Source organism: Pseudoalteromonas spongiae UST010723-006 (genome assembly GCF_000238255.3).
GTDB lineage: Bacteria > Pseudomonadota > Gammaproteobacteria > Enterobacterales > Alteromonadaceae > Pseudoalteromonas > Pseudoalteromonas spongiae.
The window spans coordinates 1,331,181-1,347,103 of record NZ_CP011040.1; the positions used below are offsets into that span (position 1 = coordinate 1,331,181).

The following is a 15,923-nucleotide window of genomic DNA, read 5'->3' on the forward strand; positions in this document are numbered from 1 at the left end:
TTAGCCGCCCCAACCGCGAGAAGAAGACTTACCACCGCCCCAGTTAGACTTAGCAGATGCCTGAGCGCCAAACCCGCCTCGCGATATCGTTCGTGTTACCGCCGGTTTTGGTTTGGTTACAGAGCTAGGCACTTTATAGCTGCTTTTACCTGCACTACCTAAAATGGTGCCATCCGCTGTCATTATTTTTTGACGATGTTTAGAGCCACTTTTTTGATAGGTGTATACTGGGTTATAACGGCGTCGATGTTTATGCTCAAACGCATCACCTACTTCATCAATTATCTCAGCTACAATGTAACCGGTAATAAACGGCGTAAAAAACCCTGAGCTGGATTGCTGACACTGACCAAAGTCAGCTTCACATAAATATTGGTGCTGGTAACGTGGTCCGGTGCGTTCAGCTTCTGCCAAGGCTTCTTGGTAAGCAGCTTGACATTGTTCAACCGACAATTCAGTTTGGTCAACACAATCATCAACCGATGACACTACTTTAACACGTTCCTGTGGTTCACCTGAGCATCCTGCAAGCGCCGCTGCAACACCAACAGAAAGTGGTGCAAGGCTGAATTTTCGTACTTTTTTTCGCAGCAATGATAAGTCAATATGTCTGGTCTTTTTCATCATGACCTCCCTATTAATATGTCATGCTTGCAGCGTTTAATAAGCCTACGGCAATATTGGTCGAAGCGAGAATAACACCAGCACTGATTTCGTTATCTTCAATACGTTTGACGATTTTTGGCATAAATGCAAAACGCACAATTGCAAACGCGAGCAATTGCGCAATTAACGCGATACCGCCCCAAATTGCAAAGTCTAAAATGCCACCAGAGTTGCTTACCGCGCCAGCGAGTGCCAAAGCAAAACCCACTACCGCACCACCAAAGCCAATGGCAGCCGCTGCGTTTTTGTCTTCTTTGATGAGTTTCCATTCATCGTGTGGCGTTACAAAAGCAAACAGTATTTTGAACACAAAAAGTAATATCAAGCTTATGCCAAACGACATTGCAAAATTAGTGACACCGGCGATCAGATCATAACCGTTTTCCATTATTGGACTCCTTTATCCATGTATTGTTATTTGAGAAGAGCTTAACGTTATGCCAGTGCTAATTACCAAACACCGTGAGAGATTGCCTGACGATTCAAGCGATTCTTCTGCTGAAAGAAATAGCGACTCGGTTGTGCCATCGCTTAATTCACGTTCAAACAGCATGGTGAATTGGTCTGTTTCACTGGGTTGAGATTTACCATCGAAGGTTTTTTCGGCCATATGAACAGGGTTGTGATAATCGCCCATTGAGGTCCATACGCGATTGTATTCGTGCCCATCCAATGTATAGGTAGGCGTGCCAATTTGTTGGTTAAGTAGTTTTTCCCACTGTGCTTGGTTTTGAATATCCAAGGTATCGAAGTAGTAAAACAACTTCACATCAACCACATTCTCGGCTGTTGGTTGGCCTTCACAAATTACTTGAAGCCATGCTTCATCATCTGTGTAAAACCGAAAAAGATAGGTGCCATCCATATCGACTTTACCAACAGCCTGAATAATCTGGGTGGCGGCAAAATCACCTATTACGAGCTCATCAAGTATCAGCTTAATCGCGAGTTTATCTATTTCAAAACTCGCTCCGAGTCGCAAGCCCATTATTTCTGGCGTTGAGATGGTCGCTTTTGGTTTGTCTTTTTTGAAGAAATTGAACATCAATGTTCCTTAACTTTGCTTCATAGGTTGCTAACGTTACATGTGGGCTAACCAGTTGTCTACAGTGATGTTTACTGTTTAAAAACTAAAAAAGAGATAACTAAGTTATCTCTTTTTAAATTGGTTACTCACTAACCTGCGTTTTTCTTCGCTAGCAGCTGTGCAAGTTTATCCTGACCCGATGTTTGACCACCCGGCGTTACACCTGCTGCTTTTAATTTTTCGTCAAGACTGCTGCCAGATTCATCAGCCGCGCGCTCTTCAGCGGCTTCTAATTCAGCTGCTCGCATCGCTTGCTTTTGCTTAACACGTTCAAGGCTATCTAGTGCAGTTTTTACTTTGCTATTAGCACCAACATGATGGGTAGATGCTGCTGCTTGCGCCTTTTGCACTGACTCAGTCGCTTTTACCTGATCGATTTGCTGCTCCATGCGTCGTACATTTGTTTTCGCTTTAGCAATGTTGTCCTTCAGGGTTTTCTCTGACTTTTCGAAACCATCAAGAATCGATTGTTCCGTTGCCATTTGGCTTTCTAAATCAGCAACGCGTTCTGCACATTCTACCGCAAGTTCCATATTACCTGATTCACTTGCAGACACGGCATGCTCTGAGTATTTATCGATATCTGCCTGAAATGCAGCAACCTTGTTCGAGGTTAATTTACGTTTTGCCATGATGCTAGTTAGGCTTTGATCTGAACGTCTTAACTCTTCTTTCGCTTCGCGAAGTTCTTGCTCTAAAATTCGGATGGCTTGCGTATCTGCGGCCGCTTCAAGCCCTTCATTTGTTGCGCCTACTAGCGCAGTCCATAATTTTTTAAGACTCATGTGACTTGCTCCTAATTGATATAATCTTCATACAGTTCAAGGAATTCTGGAATATTGGCAAACAAAGACTCAATTTCCTCAACAAGCACTGAATCTTTACTGTCAACAGACAACGCACCAAACGCCACGTAATATTCTTGCCCAGATATCGAACTAATACCTACAGTAGAAAGTGGAACCAACTGATGACTTTTTAAAATCAGTTCATTCAGTCCTGAAGTATCTGTAACGCTACTTACCGGAAACAACACACTTTCAGCCACTACCTGTGTTTCACCCGCATAAACAAACACATCAATTCCTTCATCGTTTGAAATGCTTACACAGTCACCTTCTTGTTCAACAACCCAATCTGGATGTGTTGAAAACACCGTTTTCAGTTGTTCGGTATTAAAAGCCATTTTGATCTCCATATTTCTATTGGTATTTAAATTAATGTCACATATAACTAACACTTGCAAGTTTTATATTGCACTAATTATTATTTTGTTACACTTAAAATGTATTTGTGTTATATCAATACAGGTAACTTTTAGCATTTAATATGCCTAGCCCTGTTTGCATTCAGTATTACGCTGTAGCAATACCGGTTCGCAATATAGGCTATTTATCTAATACATTGGCGTGAATGTAAACTACTTAGGTATTTTTTATGGATCAACAAACGAGTATTCAAAATAATCTAGCCCTTGCCCCTTACGGGGAGGCGTTTTCACGCTTTTTAAGCATGAAGCTAAAACAAAAAAAGGTTACGTATCCACAGCTAGCAGAACTGCTTGAACAAAAAGGTATTGTTCTAACCCCCGGCAACCTGCGCAACAAAGTGTCTAACAGACTAATGCCAACGAGCCTATTTCTTATCATTCTTGAAGTATTAAATGTAAAAGGCGACATTTTGTCTGAAATTCTTACCATGGCAAAAGAAATAGAAGACGAAGTGTAAGCGCACTTAGCGTAGGTTGGCAGAATGCCATTTTCTTTGTATTAGCATTAAAAACCAAAGATGCCAGCCCCTTTTTTCACAGTTCATAGTCCTCAGTGCTTCCTTAAACTTATAGGTTTTCAATCGAATAGCAGGGTAACTTAACTAGCTTGCTAGTCGATTTATAACAATTCGAGCCAGTGAAGAATAAATCACAGATTAAGCTAAATAATTAGAACCCACCTTTTTCTTACTATCAAAAATTACATATCAATCAAACCCAAAGTTGCATAACAAATAAACATATGCGAATATTTACATATATGTTTTTTCATATATATAAATACTATGGATCCACTTCAATTTTACAAATGCCTAGCAGACGATACCCGTTTGCATATCTTATTGTTATTAACGCAGGTTGAAAAAGCGTGTGTTTGCGACTTTATAAGCGCACTTGAGTTAGATCAGCCAAAAATATCACGTCATCTAGCATCTCTAAGAAAATGCGGTTTGTTACGGGATGAACGACGGGGAAAATGGGTTTACTACCAAATACACAATGAACTGCCTAATTGGGCAAAGCAGGTACTTACTCTCAGTGCAGCCAATAATAAACCCTATTTTCAAAATACATTAACTCGCCTTAAGTCCGCTCAAACGGACGCGAACACTTGCAAGTAGTCAGGAGCATATTATGGGATTATTTGAACGCTACTTATCGGTTTGGGTAGCACTGGCAATTGTCATCGGAATTGCTGCAGGTAGCTTTCTACCTGATCTATTTACTGTGATAGCTGGTTTAGAGTTTGCACATGTGAACATTGTGATTGCGGTACTCATTTGGTTAATGATTTACCCTATGATGGTGCAAGTCGATTTTTCAGCGATTAAAGACGTCGGCAAAAAGCCAAAAGGCCTAGTGTTAACATTAATCGTAAACTGGCTTATTAAACCGTTTAGCATGGCGTTTCTTGGTTGGTTATTTTTTAAAATATTTTTTGTCAGTTGGGTAGACCCACAAACCGCTAATGAATATATCGCCGGTATGATTTTGCTCGGTGTTGCACCGTGCACAGCAATGGTATTTGTTTGGAGCCAACTAACTAAAGGCGATGCCAATTACACTTTGGTACAAGTATCAGTAAATGATTTGATTATGATATTTGCTTTTGCCCCACTCGCTGGATTTTTACTCGGCGTGACGGATGTTACCGTCCCTTGGGATACGCTTGTTTTATCAGTATTGCTGTATGTTGTTATTCCCTTACTCGCGGGCGTTTTTACCCGTAAATTACTAGACAAAAAAGACAACCACACTCAGCTCAACCACTATATTAGTAAGCTAAAGCCTTGGTCAATTATGGGGCTACTTTCCACCGTGGTATTGCTGTTTGGTTTTCAATCGCAAACCATTTTAGGCAACCCAGTGGCAATTGTATTAATTGCAATTCCCTTATTGCTCCAAACGTATGGGATCTTTGCATTTGCCTATTTACTCGCGAAAAAAATGAAATTACCCCACAACGTAGCAGCTCCTGCTTGCATGATTGGCACCTCAAACTTTTTCGAACTTGCCGTGGCTGTGGCTATTTCCTTATTTGGCCTGCATTCAGGTGCAGCATTAGCAACTGTCGTTGGCGTATTGGTAGAAGTGCCTGTAATGCTGTCTTTGGTTGCATTTGCCAATAAAACCCGGTATTGGTTTAAGGAGTAACTATGATTGTTATTCATCACAACCCCGAGTGTGGTACATCGCGAAATGTGCTGCGTTTTATTCGAGAGTCTGGCTATACCCCTGTGGTGATTGAATATTTAAAAGAAGGCTGGACACGGCCACAGCTTTTAGCACTATTAGCGGCAACAGGGTTAACCCCTCGCCAATTACTACGTGAAACCAAGTCGCCAGCCAAGGCGCTAGGACTGCTAGAGAATGGTGTATCTGATCAACACATTCTAGAACATATGCTAAAGCACCCCATTTTAGTTAACAGGCCAATTGTTGCGACAAAAAATGGCGTGAAGCTCTGTCGCCCTAGTGAAACTGTGTTTGATTTACTTGATCGGCTACCTAAAGGGCCGTTAACCAAAGAAGATGGTGAACTTGTAATAGACAAAAACGGTAAGCGAGTGACGCTCATAGACATATAATCGTTTCGTTTAAAACATCTAATTTATTGTCTAATTAGTTTATTTTAAGTAACGGATAGCCATATATTACTCATTTATCTGGATACCAAAACGAGCTTTCTAGATCATCACGGTGTGTTAGAAGTAATTAAAAAATAGTAAAAATAAGAACCTAGCAATCGCTAGGTTCTTAGTGTTAAGCCGTTAAACAGTATATACGGGTTAATAGCTGCTGTGGCGGTGTGTTCTTCGCATCATTTAAATATTCTTCAAACGGTGGAAAGTCCTTAAGCTGGTAATTGCTCTGAGGCAAATATTCACCAAACAGCCAATCATAAGGCTTTTCTAGTTCAGGGTAGTCGCCTTCAAATAATAGTGAAACAGCTTTGGATGAGGGTATATTTAACAGTTCAAACTGATGCTCTTCAGGTAGTTGAGTTACATCAACTGAGATACATGCCTTCGCGCTGAGTTTATCTTGTTCAACCGTTTTTGGATCATCATAATAAATGCCAAAAAAGCGTGTATTTTCATTAATAAGACCGAGCTTACTCGCCATCACAGACAGCTTTTCAAACGCTTGGCCTATTTTCATGTAGTCACCTTTGTGCTCAACGCCAATTAAGCTCATGGCAGGCACAGTGTGTTGTTCAACTTGATACATAATGGTGTACTCCTTGTTAGACTTGGGATAGAGCAGGGTTACCCTTTCTTCAACGCGCGTTATTCGGTATTGATGGGGTGTTTCACCATAGTGTTTACTAAACGCACGGTTAAATGCTTCAACACTGCCATAACCAACCTGTTTCGCAATTTGTTGCTGGGTTAAGTTGCTCCGCAATAAAAGCGCCGCAGCCTTCAATAACCTCATTCTCCGCACTGTTACATTGATCGTTTCACCTGCAAATTCACGGTAAATACGATGAAAGTGATAATTCGACATACAGGCAACATCCGCTAGGGCATTGACGTCCAATTCTCCATCGACATGTTCATAGATATAGTCAATGACATTAAGCAACCGATGCTCATACTGATTTTTAGTTACGTGTTTATGCTTCATTATTTTCACTTTAAGTGCGTTGATTCAGTTAACTGACCGCGACAAACAAAGAGTACTTGATGTTAAATTGATAATGTTTGCGAACTTTAAGATTCACTCGATAAGACTACAGCCCATTGTTTTAGCCTCTAAACATAAAACAAAATGGGCTTTTCGTCTTGTACAGTTAAAGATTGGGTTCTATTGATTGCAATCTTCATCAAATTTCAGATGCGTTAGGTTCAGTAATAAGCTGTTTTCTGTATGCACTTGGTGTATTCCCAACGTGCTTTTTAAATGCTTGATTAAACGTGGAGCGAGAATTAAACCCTACTTCAAATGCAACCTCTAAAATAGTGTGTTCAGATCGCTCAATAGATTTGCATGCCGCTTTAATTCGCCAACTGTTAATAAAATCATAAAAGCCGATATTCATGGCTGTGTTTAGCACTTGAGAAATCCTAATTTCAGCTATTCCAGTTAAATCAGACAGTTTCCTTAAGGTAAGGTTAGGATCCTTGTAAAAGCCATCAGCCATGGCTGCGTTCAGTTTGTTTTTGATTCGTTCAATATCGCTTTCTTGCATTGGCGAGTTTTGATATTTCCCTTGCTGTTTATCAGCACAAAGTAGCGCTCGCTCTGACTCAACTTCACTTTTGTAGATAGGGCCTTGAGTGATTGATAGTACGCCAACGATCACAAGCCAAAACAGCTCAAAAGTTAAGAATAAGATATTATGCCATCCTTCTTCTGAGAGCCGCTCGGGTAAAAATATGCGGATCGTTGATACAGCGAACGCAATACACAAGGCGATAATTGACCAGCGGATCCATGATAAATCGCGATTATCGATATTAGAAAAATAACTTTTTATAGTATTGAGATGTTGAGCTAACAACTTAACGATGGCGATAACGTAGCAAAGCGAAAACGGCAATAACAACAATAAAACAATGGTTGGCCCTAAAGTTGTTAAACCTAAATGCTCTAACGTACCTGATGGAGCAGATAAGCGGGCGAGTTTAATATCGCTATCGAGCACAAAATAAGGTACACACACCAAGAAACTTACGATAAACCCAATACCATGCTTTACATTTGCCAATAAACGGTTGTTATAACTAGGATCTGTTAACCCTTTTACATACAGATAAAAACTAGGAGCGATTAAATATAAAATAGGCAGATATGCGTTGGTTAATATGGGTGCTACTTGCCATACACCAAAATGCCAAAACCATTCATCAAGAATATTTGCGATGTTCGCACCATAAAATAGTCCCAAATAACGGACTGATGTCACCCGTTCTTTGAGCCACAAATGCGCAAGAATGAATAGACATACGCCAAAAGATGCACCTACAAGCAAAATTTGAATAGCACTTTCTAGTTTTAATTCCACGTAAATTTCCTTGGGCACACACAAAATCGCAATAAGTAAGTTTATTTAATGTGTACTAATCAGCTTAGACGGACGAAAAAAACAAACAAAATCATAGTATCAAGGTTCTTATGGACAATAAATGAGCGTGACTATGCAAATTTTAAAAACATTAATCCTAAGTGGCGTACTCGCATTGGCAGGATGCGATAATCGCCCTAATTTTCCAACATCATCAACCTTTAATATTGAAGAACATTCGGGGGTGTGGCAGTCGCAAGGATATGGCTATCTAATGAAAATTGATGCAAACGGAATGCAACTCTTTGATACAACACGAGTAGGTTGCGTGCAAAAAGCGATGAGCAGTGCCGATATCGCATCTCATATGGCCGTATTCCATACGATAACAGATGAACATATTTGGGTGAGTGAAACTCCTAATTCGACGCGCTATTATTTTAATCGGTTACCCAATAAGGATGCGAAAAGCGTCATCGATAAGTGTTTAACGTCACCGAATCACAACCCTACTGACAATTTTATTTACTTTACTCAAACCATGTCAGAACACTATGCCTTTTTTGAGACATACCAGCAGGACTGGCCAAAAATTGTCGAACAGTACGAGTCGAAAGTGAACGACGATATGTCACAAACTGAACTGTTTAATCTCTTTTCAAATATGATAAAGAAATTAGACGATGCTCATGTGTTTTTATCGGCACGTATAAACGATACGTCAAAGCGATTTCAGCCGAATGAATCCCGTATTCTGCGCCCAGCATTATCGCGCGCGTTCAAAGAACAAAATGAAATTAAGGACGAACGCACCTTCCGTTTAAATTGGTATGAGTATTACAAACACCAAGTGCGCACCGCTATCTTAAACGAAAGTGCCAACGATATAGGTAAATTCATTATTTGGGGTATGGCTGACAATATTGGCTACATCAATCTTCAACGCATGCAGAACTTCTCACAAAGTGGCTCTATTCAAGATGATGTGTTAGCAATCCAGCAAGCTATGGATACCATTATGGCAACACTCGCTACCAGCGACGCGATTATTTTTGATATTACAGCCAATGGTGGTGGACATGATGAAGTTGGCTTAGCCATTGCGCAATACTTCAATGCGAAGCAACGATTGGCATATTCGAAAACCGCGTTTGGAGGCCCTACCGTACCTCAAAAGTTCTATGTAAACAAAGCAAATGAGCCACCATATATTAAGCCTGTCTATTTAGTAACAAGCGACCATACCGTTAGTGCGGCTGAAACCTTTACCATGGCGATGAGAGCAATTCCTAACGTGATTCATGTTGGTGATACAACACGAGGAAATCACTCCGATGTATTAGATAAAACACTGCTAAATGGCTGGCATTTAGGCCTATCTAATGAAACATATCAAGAAAGTGACGGAAAAATATCTGAAGGTATTGGACTTAAACCAGCGCAGTCATACCCCATTTTTTCAAACGACAATATATTTGAAAGCCATTCAATTGCTATAAATACCTTAGTTAGAGACGTAAAAGCAAAATTGTAAGCAAGGAGTTTGAGCCAACCGCTTTATCAACCTCAGTAGTTAAATTGGCGTTAAGTTTAATCAAATACATAGATAAATTACCGGTGATTACTTAAAAGCAGTGACTAGTTCGAGAAATACAACTAGTCACTTTTATCATTACAATCATGAAATTAAAGGGGGTAATTCTGTTTAATTTAAAGGTGAGTTAATGCTTTTTTCAAAGTGTAAAAAACCTCATGATTGTGCATCCTAAAATTGCCACAAAAATTAGCTATCGCCCACTAAGTTTTGTAAGTGTTTCTGGATACCTTCTACACACACTGCAACGTTAAGCGGTTGGTTTTTACCAAAAGGATGAATTGCAAAAACCGGGTTGCTAGGCAATTTAAGGTTTGAGTCTACCGGTACTAATTCACTTTCAAATCGCGACAAATAAAAATCTGGAACAATCCCAATACCCGCACCGGCTTTAATTAATGCCACACACGCGTAAAATGAGTTCGTGGTGCATTGCGCCTCAGTAGAGAAAAGTTGTTCAGAGCCATCTGGCCTCGTAAACGTGTGTTTTATGCTGTTCCCCTGCCAAACATTTGCAATGTAGGGCAATGTATCGATGTTTTTCTGCGCAACCCCCGCTGCACCACACAATACATCATTAAACGACCCAATGCGTTTTTGCGTCAAGTTACTGTCTGCAGATCTGCCAACTCTAATCGCCAAATCAATATCGTTTGCCATAAAATCAAGCTGTTCATCCGCGCTTATCAGTTCTGGTTTTAACCCTGGATAGTCTTTCATTAGCTTTGCAATCACTGGCGTTACTAACGTTTCCATTAAGGCATTTGGCGCAGTAATGCGAATACGCCCTTTTGGCTGAGCTAAATAAGCTTGCGCTTGCTCCCATGCATTATCCGCAATCGAGTTAATTGTTTTACACTTGGTGTAAAAACGCTCCCCCGCATCTGTCAGTGACAACCTACGTGTTGTGCGCTTGAGTAAAACAACTCCCAGCGATTGTTCCAGTTGTTTCAAGTTTTGGCTTATCACTGATTTCGATAAGTTGAGTTGTTCACCAGCTGCCGATATCGATCCTGCCTCAACAATATGGGCAAAAATCATCATTTGCTTAAGTCGATTCATATTTATTGTTCTGTATAGAAAAACAGTTATTTCTATTATATCTGTTTTTTAGCGCTTAGTAGCTCGTTAATCTAGCTACTCATTACTAACTAAGAGACAACAAGATGACTGAACAACAGATTTTAAACGCCTGTAAAGATGGTATTACGGCATGGCAAAACGCATTTAACAACCAAGACGCAGCTGGCTGTGCTGCACAATACAGTAAACATGCCATTATGCATGCTCGCCCTTTCGGTACGTTTAAAGGCTCTACAGAAATTGAATCTTTCTGGCAAGGGATCATTGAACAAGGATTTAAAGACGTTGAATACACAGATGTTGCATGGTCAAAGTTCGATGATAAGAGTTTTATTCTCAGCTCAAAATGGACAATGAATAAAGCGTATGGTGTTGTACATCGCGAATTATGGCGCGTTGAAGAAGACGGCAAAGCGCGCTTAATTGACGACGAATTTGAAGTGCAAGGTGAACGTTAATTACAAAACATGTTGTGTTTTAGATTAAGCACAATTCAAAACGCTAAGTTATTAACATTTAGGAAAAAGGTTAACGCGTAAAGCGATAACCTTTTTCAAAATGGCTGGCGTTACAAACCACAGTATCAGATCTCGTCTGAACTAATTCAATTTAGCATAAAAGAATTAACGCGCTTCTAAAATTTTCTGTGTATGATCAATCCATTGGAAAGCTGGCACGCTCGCATCAATGTAAAAGTCGGGTTGAATGCCTTTACTGTCTATCGCCATCTCTGGAATTCTAAAACTCTTTGATAGGCTGTAATAGAGTGTAAAGTGTTTACTGGGCGACTGAACTTGGTACATATTGGAAATATCTAAAACGCCACGGGTTGTTACACCAAACAATTTCACTTTCTTGCTTTGCTTAGCTGCCAATAAAAATTGCTCTGCCGTGCTTCCATTGCGATTATCAATTAATACACCAACATTATTAGGCAGTGGATGCACACGATCGAATGTTTCAACAGTGATCGTATCGTCTTCCAAATTAACAAATTCACCTAACCGGTTTTCTAACTTGTTATAACTCTCCTTTGCCCATTCTTTGTCTTCGTCGCTAAAGTTATCATCTTGCATAAACTGCAGCATTCGCGAGTTATTAAGTGTTGTAGACAAAAACTCTAGGCCGATAGTGCGGATAGGGTTGGTATAAATAATTGGCAATATCTCTTCATAGCTAACATCACTACCACCGCCGTTACCACGTATATCGATAATCAAATTTTCTGTCTGCAAAATGGTATCTAAGTTATCTTTGATAACCTTATCAATCTCTTTTTTAAAACTATGATCAAATGACGGAATTCTAAGCAATGCAGTTTTATTTGATAACACCTCAAATAGTGGTTTGCGCGCCGCAATAAGCTTCACATATTGAGTAACTGATGGTGCGCTCGCAGTTTTTTCATTCTGGCGTGACAACGTTAACCAATTTTTCCCTATCACTAAATGGTTTTTATCTAGGTTACTTACCGAATCGATAGAACGAAAGGAGTGATCTGACATGTAGTAGCTCACTGTATGTGTGCCGTTGCCGCTATCATGAATTGTGAATTTAATTTGCCCCTTTTTCCAGCTTTCATTGCTCGACTCAATAACGTAAGCGTTATAGTCCGAACCTTCTTTTTTCAACGCTAGTTTATAGCCTGAAAATGCCCAAATCCCCTCCCAGTCTTCTGTTTGTTTGGTATCAAGATACTGGCTAAAAGCTAATTCATTAAACTCATGAATTTTAGACGTTTTGTTTTGTACTTCTTCACCATCGGTATTAATCCCAATGTGAATATGGCCATCTCGAAAAAATGACAACCAGCCCTTTAGATATTGATGACATTCAGTTGCTGAACCACTGTTTTTAACGGCGCTAAGGTATGCAGCATTGTGGCTTTTATAGCTGCTTTCACCTTTTGTAGAAACAGCATATTCAAATCCAGCATCATTATTTTCAAACGTGGTTTTGAGCCACTCAAACTCGGTTTTACAGTCAAACGGGTTTGCAGTCGCGGTAAATGGCAAAAGAAGTGTAAAAAACGCAATTTTTTTCATTAATATTCAAGTCCTTATTATTATAATTTTTGTGACTTTGACAGTCCATTGAGTAGGCAGACTACCTAATTTAAAACGCCTGTTCAAATAGAAAAAATAAGGCAAAAACAAAAAGCTAGCCCAACGACTAGCTTTTAGTGAGAGAAGTTTAAAAAATAACGACTCTGATTGCTACTGATTGAGAGAGTGTCTTCGTTATTCCCCGTTAGTAAGGATACGTTACCATTTATTTTACGGTGCCTTAATCCATGATGCTTGTGAAGCGCCGGTAATCAGCTTTTGTAATTCGCTTCCATCACGGTTCATTTTGTATATGTCGGAAAATTGATTTGGCACCTCAGACGTAAATATAATTTCTTTACCATCTGAAGACCAAGATGGGTTCCAATCGTCAACATTGTTATAGGTCAGTCGTTTTTGGTTCGTGCCATCTATGTTCATAGAATAAATTTCTCTATTACCATCTCTATTAGACATAAACACAATTTTTTGTTCATTAGGTGAAAGATCTGGATACCAATTTTCGGCGTCATTATTAGTTAACTGGACCAAGTTAGAGCCGTCTGCGTTGGCGATGTAAATAGCGCTAGTTTTATCCTGAGTGAAAAATAATATTCTATTGTTAGAGATTAATTTAGGCCCTAAGCCTCGAAGCGATTTTAATTGTTGTGTTTTCGAACCATCCGCAGCAGCAATCCAAATTTCATTTTGCCACTCACCTTGCTCATTTTTGTATTCTCGAGCAAAAGTAATATTTTGACTATCGGCAGACCAAGATGGAGCGCTATCCCAAACGCTTGGCGTATTTGTAATTCGGCGAATGTCTGAGCCATCAAGATTAACGATATGGATAGACCAAGTTTTGTTATTATCGTATTTGCCATAAAAAGCCATTTTTGTTCCATCTGGAGAAACCGAAGGGTAGCCTTCTACTTTGATAAAATTGGTCACTTGCTTAGCGTAGTTACCATCTGCATCGGCAAAATGAATGTGACGTTCGTCATTGACTTTGTATGAGAAAGCGATGGAATAAGTTGGTTCTTGTGAAGGAGTGTTTAGTTGACACCCTGATAACAAGGCAATCGATGTTAAAAGTACACTTCCTAAAATCGCTATCCGTTTCATGTAATAATCCTTAAGCTAATACTAATTTTTTACACCAAATATCAATACGATAAACTTAATGAGACATAAACCATAAGAAATAAATGTAACATAATGCTTAAAAGCTCTATTCCACTCAAAAATCAATAGATAAAGATTGAAATTAACTTTGTTCAAAAAATATCTCAATAAAGCAACCACCTTAGTTCTTTGCAACTTAATAACGCCGCACAGAGAATGGTTCAATTTTTTCTTTTTGTAACAAATAAATAACAGCACCTTGCATATCAAAACACAAACAGTTATTGATAAAAAAAGGAGTATTAAAACATGAAGTCTTTAAAAATCTCATTCGCCCTTGTCGCAATTGCTAGTCTGGCATCTATTTATACTTATATTCGTTATCTTGAACACTACACATCTCCCTATCTAGATGTAGTGATTAACTCTCACGTTTTGGGCGAGAGTAGAAAAATTTTTATCCGCTTACCCGATAAATATAATGCGCAAAAAAGTTATCCCCTTGTTATTAAAACCGATGGCAATTTTAATTTAGACAGATGGGCTGAAACAGTTGCCAAGCATGATGACGCTATCGTTCTGGCAATACCAAATCAATTTTGGACAGATACACGAAATCGCGACTTGGTTCCGCCATTTGCGAGAAAAGACGTCAATATTAACGCGCGCCCAACTAATCAAACGGCAAGAGAGCTGTTTGGCCGTGCAGATACGTTTTTAGCCTTTATTGAAACCGAGTTGCTGCCCTACATAGAAAGTCGTTACAAAATATCAGACGACCGTTCACTCAGCGGTTATTCTGCAGGTGGCAGTTTTGTCTTGTACACCATGATCACTCAACCCTCGCTATTTAATGCATATTTTGCGTTTAGCCCAGCAGCGTGGTACGACGACTCAGTGGTTGTAAAAGAATTTAAGAAGAACCTAGTTAAACTTGAAGGTGCTCCTAAGTTTTTTTATTTAAGCTTAGGAGCAAAAGAACCGTCTATTATTACAGGCTCGTTTAAAGGACTGTTAGCAGCGCTCGACGAAAATGCACCTAACAACTTGGTTTGGGCCCATCAATTCACAGAAGGTGCTGATCATGGTACCAACCCCTACATGTCTATACCCACAGCCGTAAATGAGTATTCAGCTTTCAAACAAAAGCTTTAGTCACCACCTTAAACAAGGCCTGCTCAATGGGGAGAGATCTAAACTATCCCCCATTGATTTAAATTGATCATAACGCAATTAGGTCTAAGTAAGTTCCTTTATCGCCTTATCAAACCAGTAGTTAAAACTGTAGATTCACCTTATTAAGTAATACCAATCACAATATCAATACACATTATTGCTCACCCATTACTTTATGACACTGTCCTGATTGAATTGTCTACTCTATAAAAAATCTCAGCTAATTTTTAAATTTTTAGTGTGTTCTATAACCTAAGCTTCGCTGTGAATGGTTATTAAACAAGCAGAGGGAATTATGGATAGTTGCTTTAATTTTATAGCGCTTATTGAGGAATACCAGAAACTTAAAGGCATAGCGCATTTGAATTGGGAGGCTGGAAACAGCTTCTCTCTCAGTAATGAAGAGTTTGAAATTAACATTGGGTTTGATGAGCAATCTCAAACTATTCTTCTCGTTAGCTACGTAGGTGTAATTAACTCAAGTAATAAAGAAGACACCTACTTAAGGCTGCTGTTAGAGAACTATGCAAATCGCTCGGGTAGTAATGCTTTTTGGGGATTCTATTCCACTGACGAAGCCACACTCACAATCAAAAAAGCAGCTCATCACACAGACCAATATGTGTTTTCACAGTGGGTCGAGCAATTATGTTTAGACACTCACAAGGCACGCCAGCTTTTGAAAGAGTTAGCCGAGTCAAATGCGCACACTAATCATACAGATTTGAGCAAAACCTATACACAGAATCAATTTATCACACCTTAATTTATCGGTTTCGCAACAAGTACGTTATACGCTTTTATAACTGCATGCCATTAGCTAACTAAGTGAAGCACATAACGAGATAACTAACAGCCCTACACAA

At 39.4% G+C, this 15,923-nt stretch carries 18 protein-coding genes; 8 read left to right on the forward strand and 10 right to left on the reverse strand.

Annotation, left to right across the window (positions count from 1 at the left end):
- The 5 genes from PSPO_RS20170 to PSPO_RS20190 form a co-directional block, all read right to left on the reverse strand.
- Nucleotides 1-624, reverse strand: a complete 624-nt coding sequence (locus tag PSPO_RS20170) for a DUF1190 domain-containing protein (RefSeq protein ID WP_010558718.1) — start codon at nucleotides 622-624, stop codon at nucleotides 1-3.
- A 13-nt stretch (nucleotides 625-637) separates the two neighbouring features.
- Entirely contained in the window at nucleotides 638-1,054 is a 417-nt protein-coding gene (locus tag PSPO_RS20175; protein ID WP_010558717.1) for a DUF350 domain-containing protein, read from the reverse strand.
- Nucleotides 1,055-1,066: 12 nt separating this feature from the next.
- The gene (locus PSPO_RS20180; protein WP_010558716.1) at nucleotides 1,067-1,711 is read right to left on the reverse strand and encodes a YjfK family protein; all 645 of its coding nucleotides are present in this window, start codon (nucleotides 1,709-1,711) and stop codon (nucleotides 1,067-1,069) included.
- Nucleotides 1,712-1,842: 131 nt separating this feature from the next.
- Nucleotides 1,843-2,538 carry a PspA/IM30 family protein gene (locus tag PSPO_RS20185; RefSeq protein WP_010558715.1) on the reverse strand — a complete coding sequence of 232 codons (696 nt, stop codon included), beginning with the start codon at nucleotides 2,536-2,538 and terminating at the stop codon, nucleotides 1,843-1,845.
- Between the two features lie 11 nt (nucleotides 2,539-2,549).
- Nucleotides 2,550-2,939 carry a DUF2170 family protein gene (locus PSPO_RS20190; protein WP_010558714.1) on the reverse strand — a complete coding sequence of 130 codons (390 nt, stop codon included), beginning with the start codon at nucleotides 2,937-2,939 and terminating at the stop codon, nucleotides 2,550-2,552.
- A 251-nt stretch (nucleotides 2,940-3,190) separates the two neighbouring features.
- Between PSPO_RS20190 and PSPO_RS20195 the strand changes: the two genes are divergently transcribed.
- The 4 genes from PSPO_RS20195 to PSPO_RS20210 all read left to right on the forward strand — a co-directional run bounded on the left by PSPO_RS20195 (nucleotide 3,191) and on the right by PSPO_RS20210 (nucleotide 5,611).
- Nucleotides 3,191-3,481: a DUF6471 domain-containing protein gene (locus PSPO_RS20195; RefSeq protein WP_010558713.1), complete on the forward strand. Its 291-nt coding sequence runs from the start codon at nucleotides 3,191-3,193 to the stop codon at nucleotides 3,479-3,481.
- Nucleotides 3,482-3,808: 327 nt separating this feature from the next.
- Nucleotides 3,809-4,144 carry a metalloregulator ArsR/SmtB family transcription factor gene (locus PSPO_RS20200; RefSeq protein WP_010558712.1) on the forward strand — a complete coding sequence of 112 codons (336 nt, stop codon included), beginning with the start codon at nucleotides 3,809-3,811 and terminating at the stop codon, nucleotides 4,142-4,144.
- 13 nt (nucleotides 4,145-4,157) lie between these two features.
- Nucleotides 4,158-5,177, forward strand: a complete 1,020-nt coding sequence (gene arsB / locus PSPO_RS20205; RefSeq protein ID WP_010558711.1) for an ACR3 family arsenite efflux transporter — start codon at nucleotides 4,158-4,160, stop codon at nucleotides 5,175-5,177.
- Nucleotides 5,178-5,179: 2 nt separating this feature from the next.
- Complete coding sequence (locus PSPO_RS20210) at nucleotides 5,180-5,611, forward strand: arsenate reductase family protein (protein WP_010558710.1); 432 nt, start codon at nucleotides 5,180-5,182, stop codon at nucleotides 5,609-5,611.
- Nucleotides 5,612-5,786: 175 nt separating this feature from the next.
- On the opposite strand, the gene PSPO_RS20215 is transcribed toward PSPO_RS20210, so the two are convergent.
- Both PSPO_RS20215 and PSPO_RS20220 read right to left on the reverse strand, forming a co-directional pair.
- Complete coding sequence (locus PSPO_RS20215) at nucleotides 5,787-6,653, reverse strand: AraC family transcriptional regulator (protein ID WP_010558709.1); 867 nt, start codon at nucleotides 6,651-6,653, stop codon at nucleotides 5,787-5,789.
- A gap of 199 nt (nucleotides 6,654-6,852) precedes the next feature.
- A complete protein-coding gene (locus PSPO_RS20220) occupies nucleotides 6,853-8,034 on the reverse strand; it encodes a helix-turn-helix transcriptional regulator (protein WP_010558708.1) in 1,182 nt (393 codons plus the stop codon).
- A 133-nt stretch (nucleotides 8,035-8,167) separates the two neighbouring features.
- On the opposite strand from PSPO_RS20220, the gene PSPO_RS20225 reads away from it, so the two are divergent.
- Entirely contained in the window at nucleotides 8,168-9,568 is a 1,401-nt protein-coding gene (locus PSPO_RS20225; RefSeq protein ID WP_010558707.1) for a S41 family peptidase, read from the forward strand.
- Between the two features lie 249 nt (nucleotides 9,569-9,817).
- On the opposite strand, the gene PSPO_RS20230 is transcribed toward PSPO_RS20225, so the two are convergent.
- A complete protein-coding gene (locus PSPO_RS20230) occupies nucleotides 9,818-10,690 on the reverse strand; it encodes a LysR family transcriptional regulator (RefSeq protein WP_010558706.1) in 873 nt (290 codons plus the stop codon).
- Between the two features lie 104 nt (nucleotides 10,691-10,794).
- Between PSPO_RS20230 and PSPO_RS20235 the strand changes: the two genes are divergently transcribed.
- A complete protein-coding gene (locus PSPO_RS20235) occupies nucleotides 10,795-11,169 on the forward strand; it encodes a nuclear transport factor 2 family protein (protein ID WP_010558705.1) in 375 nt (124 codons plus the stop codon).
- Between the two features lie 165 nt (nucleotides 11,170-11,334).
- On the opposite strand, the gene PSPO_RS20240 is transcribed toward PSPO_RS20235, so the two are convergent.
- A complete protein-coding gene (locus PSPO_RS20240) occupies nucleotides 11,335-12,756 on the reverse strand; it encodes a S41 family peptidase (RefSeq protein WP_010558704.1) in 1,422 nt (473 codons plus the stop codon).
- 231 nt (nucleotides 12,757-12,987) lie between these two features.
- A complete protein-coding gene (locus PSPO_RS20245) occupies nucleotides 12,988-13,881 on the reverse strand; it encodes a TolB family protein (protein WP_010558703.1) in 894 nt (297 codons plus the stop codon).
- A gap of 309 nt (nucleotides 13,882-14,190) precedes the next feature.
- On the opposite strand from PSPO_RS20245, the gene PSPO_RS20250 reads away from it, so the two are divergent.
- Both PSPO_RS20250 and PSPO_RS20255 read left to right on the forward strand, forming a co-directional pair.
- Entirely contained in the window at nucleotides 14,191-15,036 is an 846-nt protein-coding gene (locus PSPO_RS20250; RefSeq protein WP_010558702.1) for an alpha/beta hydrolase, read from the forward strand.
- Nucleotides 15,037-15,325: 289 nt separating this feature from the next.
- Entirely contained in the window at nucleotides 15,326-15,823 is a 498-nt protein-coding gene (locus PSPO_RS20255) for a type III secretion system chaperone (RefSeq protein WP_010558701.1), read from the forward strand.
- Nucleotides 15,824-15,923 lie beyond the last annotated feature (100 nt).